The 5,959-nt window shown below is 36.2% G+C and carries 8 protein-coding genes; 5 read left to right on the forward strand and 3 right to left on the reverse strand.

Features of this window, described 5'->3' with window-relative positions:
* Together J8281_RS18740 and J8281_RS18745 are read right to left on the reverse strand one after the other, a co-directional pair.
* A partial coding sequence (locus J8281_RS18740) for a hypothetical protein (protein WP_210199202.1) occupies positions 1–323 on the reverse strand: 323 nt, incomplete at its 3' end.
* Between the two features lie 14 nt (positions 324–337).
* A complete protein-coding gene (locus J8281_RS18745; RefSeq protein WP_210199203.1) occupies positions 338–673 on the reverse strand; it encodes a helix-turn-helix domain-containing protein in 336 nt (111 codons plus the stop codon).
* Positions 674–816: 143 nt separating this feature from the next.
* Between J8281_RS18745 and J8281_RS18750 the strand changes: the two genes are divergently transcribed.
* The 5 genes from J8281_RS18750 to J8281_RS18770 are packed head-to-tail and all read left to right on the forward strand — an operon-like array spanning position 817 to position 4,849.
* On the forward strand, positions 817–2,379 hold the full coding sequence (locus tag J8281_RS18750; RefSeq protein WP_210199204.1) for a hypothetical protein: 1,563 nt from the start codon (positions 817–819) through the stop codon (positions 2,377–2,379).
* 51 nt (positions 2,380–2,430) lie between these two features.
* Positions 2,431–3,351 (forward strand): tyrosine-type recombinase/integrase, encoded by a 921-nt coding sequence (locus J8281_RS18755; protein ID WP_210199205.1) that lies wholly within the window; start codon positions 2,431–2,433, stop codon positions 3,349–3,351.
* Between the two features lie 51 nt (positions 3,352–3,402).
* On the forward strand, positions 3,403–4,293 hold the full coding sequence (locus J8281_RS18760) for a tyrosine-type recombinase/integrase (protein WP_210199206.1): 891 nt from the start codon (positions 3,403–3,405) through the stop codon (positions 4,291–4,293).
* 46 nt (positions 4,294–4,339) lie between these two features.
* Positions 4,340–4,588, forward strand: a complete 249-nt coding sequence (locus tag J8281_RS18765; RefSeq protein ID WP_210199207.1) for a type II toxin-antitoxin system Phd/YefM family antitoxin — start codon at positions 4,340–4,342, stop codon at positions 4,586–4,588.
* On the forward strand, positions 4,589–4,849 hold the full coding sequence (locus J8281_RS18770; protein ID WP_210199208.1) for a Txe/YoeB family addiction module toxin: 261 nt from the start codon (positions 4,589–4,591) through the stop codon (positions 4,847–4,849). It begins immediately after the preceding gene.
* 917 nt (positions 4,850–5,766) lie between these two features.
* On the opposite strand, the gene J8281_RS18775 is transcribed toward J8281_RS18770, so the two are convergent.
* Positions 5,767–5,943 (reverse strand): hypothetical protein, encoded by a 177-nt coding sequence (locus J8281_RS18775; RefSeq protein WP_210199209.1) that lies wholly within the window; start codon positions 5,941–5,943, stop codon positions 5,767–5,769.
* Between the last annotated feature and the right edge of the window lie 16 nt (positions 5,944–5,959).

The raw sequence follows: 5,959 nt of genomic DNA on the forward strand, positions 1-5,959 counted from the left end.
ATATTACCAATAATCTGATCAAATCTATAGATTGGATCAATAAAAACCCTAGTTAGTGTTATGGTTAATATTGTTAATGCTAAATAATCAAGTTGTACGTTAAACTTTTCCTTTGATAGTTTATTAAATCTTTTGAACAAATAAATTGCGACAATACCTATTAAAAAATTTACTCCCAGGTTAATTAACTGAATATTAATATCTGAATCAATAAAATCAAGGCTTAAATAACTAAAAAGTAGTGTCAATATACCGTTGAGTAATAAGTAATAAAAAAGTGTAATTAAAATACTTTTGAATATTGGACCTCCAAGCTTTATCATATTTTAAAGTAAACTTAAGAATACGCTTTTTTAGCTTTAGCATCTCTTAGGAAAGCATCGAGCAAGGCAAATAGGTGGCTTTTATCTTCTTCGGTAAGGAGTTCAAAATCCTGCAAGCGTTGTACCATACGTTTATCAAAAGAAGGTTTTAAGGCATCACCCACTAAATAATCCAAAGATACTTCAAATACATCTGCAATATTTTTTGCTGTCTCTACAGAAGGTAAAGCTTCATTACGTTCATATTTGCCAATGGCTTCACGAGAGGCATTTACATTTTTGGCAAGCTCACTTTGTGACCATCCTTTTTGTTTACGTAGTTCTGTGATTTTGTTACCTATTTTAGCCATAATTACTTACAAAAACGTATGATTATACATTGATTTTACAAATATATGGTAAAAAATATGTAAATAGTGAGGATAGTTGTTGACTAATTGTTTATGATTTTATAGTTTTGTGTCTGATCATACACATTTAAAAATTATCAACAATGCTCAACACAGACAACCCACATCACTATAGTTATCTTACTAGTGAGCTAGAGATTTACATTTTAGGTGGTATTAAGATGAACAATCTGGAGCGTATGCGTGTTACGTTAAGCGTTCAGAAACCAAAAGACTATAATGTATTACGACATAATATTGATCTGTATAATGATAACATGATCGAAAAGCTAGTTAGAAAGATCGCCGAACGTGTCGAGATCGGTACGATTGTAGTTCGTAAAACTTTGCAAGACCTAACATCAGCATTAGAACAATACCGTATTGATGAACTGGCAAAAGAGCAGCAAGAAGGACAACTACAGGTTAAGGTATTGGATAATAAAGAGCGACAAGTAGCTGCTAAGTTCTTGAAATCAAAAGACCTACTTAACAGAACCAACGAACTTATCGGTCAATCAGGAGTTATCGGAGAAGAAACCAATCGATTATTGATGTACTTGATTTTTACCAGTCGCAAAACCTCTAACCCATTGCATTGTATTAGCCTTGGTAGTAGTGGCGTTGGTAAAACACATTTACAATCCAAGGTTGCAGAACTTATACCAGAAGAGGATAAAATCGAAATCACAGTCTTATCGGCCAATGCCTTTTACTATTTTAATCGTACCGAATTACAACATAAATTAATCTTAATCGAGGACTTAGATGGTGCAGAATCTGTACTCTATCCTCTTAGAGAACTACAATCTAAAAAACGAATCACTAAAACGGTAGTCCATAAAGACACCAAAGGCAATACCAAAACCATACATCTAACAGTAGAAGGTCCTGTATCTGTTGCAGGCTGTACTACACAAGAAAGCATTTACGAAGATAATAGTAACAGGAGCTTCTTACTCTACATCGATGAATCTAGCGAGCAGGATAAAAAGATCATGCACTACCAACGGAGAGCCTCCGCAGGCAAAATAAATAGGAATGATGAGTTTATAGCAGCACGTTTTTTACGAGATGTACAGCGGGTTTTACAACCTATCAAAGTGATCAATCCCTATGCAGAATACCTTGAATTACCACAAAGTGTTTTTAAACCAAGAAGGACAAACACTCACTATTTACAATTTATAGAAGCAATTACCTTTTACAAACAGACTCAAAGAACCAAACAGTATGATGAGCAAAGTGGTGAGGAATATATAGAAACTACCATCGAAGATATACAGGAAGCTAATGCACTGATCAAAGAAGTTTTACTACGTAAAAGTGATGAAATTACAGGAGCTTGCCGTAATTATTTAGAAGAACTTAAAAAATACCTGCAACAAAACAAACAGACTACGTTTACCGCTTTAGAAACCCGACGAAAACTGAAAGTAAAAAAGACTACCCAGTGGCGGTATCACAAACAACTTATAGAAAGCTATTACATAAAGAAAATACGTAAGAAAAAAGGCGAAACCGTACGTTACGAGATCACTAACCCGAATGAATACAAAGAGTTAGAGGAAGCTATAAGCAAAGCATTACAAGAGTGTATCAATAAGATCGACAGTTCCAGTGTTCCAACTCGTTCCACTAGCAAAATGGAACAAATAACATCATAAAAGACAGCAGGTTAAGAAGCTGTTCCGCAAAATCACAAAAAACACATACCGATGAAAAAATTAAAGCTAGAAAACCCTAGCTATAGGGCTTTATTATCCAATTTTAAAGAATGGTTAGACATATTAGGCTACGTAGAAAAGACAGTATATAACTTCCCAATCTTGGTACAAGAGTTTTTATACTGGATGGAGCAACATAACATTAATCGTATAGATTTAATCCATACTAGGCATGTAAAATCGTATTATGAATATTTACGTACCCGTCCCAATCAAAGACGTGGCGGTGGTCTTAGCAAATCTCATCTCAATAAGCATCAGGTAGCCCTTAGAAAGTTCAAAGAATACCTTGAAAAGCACAAGGCTACGCAACTCACATTAGGTTTACGTACCGAAAAGATCGATCAGTTAGATGGTGTAACGGTGCTTACCATTGAAGAAGTAAAAGAACTCTTTGAAGTAACTGAACTACATTTTTACAACGGTGTTAAACTACGAGACCAAACCATCTTAGTATTACTCTACAGTTGTGGATTACGTCGTGGTGAAGCGGCAGCGGTCAACAAAAGTGATATTTATTTTGATAAGAAACTCTTGCATGTTAGAAAAGGGAAAAACTTTAAGGAGCGGTTAATCCCATTAAATCATCATAGTATAACCATCTTAGAAAACTATATCTATGAAGCCAGACGAGAGTATATAAAAGGTGAAGAATCCGAAGCCTTGTTACTCAATGAACACGGTAAACGATTACGAGGAGCAAACATCGCTATCCATCTTAAAAAACTAGCCAAGGCTACCGAGAACAAAGAAATCATTGCTAAAAATATTACACCGCACATCTTACGGCATAGCATTGCTACCCATCTGTTACGGCAAGGTATGGATATCGAAGATATCCAACAGTTCTTAGGCCATAGCCATCTGGAAACCACACAAATTTACACACACCTCGCAGAGCGAGATCTATAAAACTGTCATTCCTGCGAAGACAGGAATCAATACACATTTAATCGAGAAATTATGAAGACATTTAACCAATATCTTATTGACAAAGGATTAAAGCAAAGTACCATTACCGATATCCACTATCGCTTAGAGAAATACAAGAGATGGTGCAAAAGCAGAAGATATGATCCTGAAACCATAGCGTATAAAGCCCTTGTGAAATATATCAAGTATCTAAAAGACAGATACCAACAACAACCTACGACAATCAATAACCAATTGCACCGCATCAAAACTTATTTTGATTACTTGATCGAAGAAGATATTAGAGCTGATAATCCTTTAGAAGATGTAAAAGTGAAAGGGAAACGTGTAAAGCTGTTTGCCAATGTGCTATCCAATGATGAACTGGAAGACTTGTATTATAGTTTTGAGACTGAGAATATCAAAGATGTATATCATAGGGCTTGTGCCAAGCGGAACAAAATCATTACAGGATTAATGGTGTACCAAGCATTGAACAATACCGATTTATCCAACTTAAAAACCGAACACCTAGAACTCTACAAAGGCAAAATCTATATCCCAAATGCCGGGAATAATAATAGCAGAACTTTAGAATTAAAACCCTGGCAAGTTATAGAACTCTTAGAATACATGAACCAGGTACGGCCACAAATGCAAAAGCGTATGCAATCCTATGACGACAAGCTGTTCCCACTCAATACATCGCAGTTTAACAACATCCTAAATGCTGTAGTCAAAAAGCTAAAAACCTACAATGCAAAAGTGACCAATGCAAGACATATACGAGCCTCGGTCATTACCAACTGGTTAAAAAGGAACAACATCAGGGAAGTACAGCAAATGTGTGGTCATAAATACATTGGTTCTACCGAAAAGTACAAACAAGACAGTTTAGAAGATCTGCAAAAATCGATTAAAAACTTCCATCCATTAAGTTGAATGACAAAAAGTACTTAAATGAGTACTTTTTTATTATCTTTGTAGTATGGAAACAGTAAATTACACCGATTTTCGTTCAAACTTGAAGCATTGGTTCGATAAAGTAATCAATGATGTAAGCGATATCATTATCAAGCGTAAAAATGGTAAAGATCTTGTACTAATATCATTAGACGAATACAACTCATTAAAAGAAACTACCTATCTGCTAACAGGTAAAAACAGAGATATTTTATTAAACTCTATCAAGGAATTAGAAGCAGGTAACGGAATCGAAAAAGACTTAATCGAATAGATGAAATTAACTTGGTCTACTTCCTCTTGGGAAGATTATTTATATTGGCAAAAAGTCGATAAGAAAATCGTAAAACGAATTAATGAACTTATAAAAAGTTGTATGCGAACACCTTTTGAAGGCATAGGAAAACCAGAAGCTTTAAAAGGAGATTTACAAGGCTATTGGTCAAGACGAATTACATCAGAACATCGATTGGTCTACAAATACGAACAAGATCAATTATTGATAGCCGCTTGTCGTTATCATTATGGTAAATAAGCCAAGTGTCTCGTTACACTCGGATAGTTATTATGGGCGCATCATAGATGTTTTGCCCATAAACTGTTATAAGGTGTTCCTTCGTCACGCCACAAGCTATTTTTTGTTATTCCACAAGTGGCTGAAAAAGCACTTGTTCCATACCGTTCCAACTTCCTCACCTCCGGTCGTCAGTCTCCACTACAAACAAATAGCCTTGTTCTGTTCCTCTCTCACCCGTAGCTACTTTTTTGCTTAAAAACAATAAGGAACGCTATCGCTATGCATTAAATTAAGCAAAACCGCTACTTCATGGGCTACGCCGCTTGGTCGCAACCTAGCCGATTATTTATGTTGAAGTTTATATTTTGATAAATAAGAAAACATAAAAATCGTCTGGCACACAAAACCACTACGTTCCCTTTTGTGTGTCGGCTGCTCCTCTCCGCTAGGCTCTCGCCTTGTTCTGCGTTCGCCACGCAGTTATCTTCAATCGCCAGATGGCTATGATTAATCTTGAAGTTGAAGGTCAACCGCAAAGTGCCTTTGCGCACTTAAACTTCAAGATCAATCGTTCTTACTCTAACGTGAAAACGCTTCAAAAGTGGAAGATTGAAAGGGTAATGCGGTTGTGATCTTCCACTTTTGAAGTGATAGGCTAAGTGCCGACTGAACGTCGCGCAAAGAGTTCGAGTCCTCTCGCCCATACCCGAGAGGACACGGTTCGAACCGCATAAACCCTATAAAAACTACCTAAAATGCCCCCAAACTCCTCCAAATCACGTCTACGAGGCGATCATAGTGGTATAGTATTATAATATCTTCCGTAAAAATCGTATCTTAAACCTCAAATCTTCAATGTTAGCAGTTGGTGCGCGGCTATTTTATATAATTGCGTTATAGACCCTGAGTGTGCGAAGAGCGGCTATAACTACCAATTATGTAAACATAGCTTGGGTGATGCGGCTGGCTTTAGAAGTATTTAGTACTTTTGCTTCAGTTGAAAGATGATGACCGGTAGGAACGTTATTAATTTTTGCTTTTTTAGCAGCTGTACCGACAAAAAAGGGCAACCGAGCAAAATTTTTGCCTAAGTGTATAAATATGTCTATCAATTTAAAGACCACTTAG

The sequence above is a fragment of the Aquimarina sp. U1-2 genome (genome assembly GCF_017897595.1).
Taxonomy (GTDB): domain Bacteria; phylum Bacteroidota; class Bacteroidia; order Flavobacteriales; family Flavobacteriaceae; genus Aquimarina.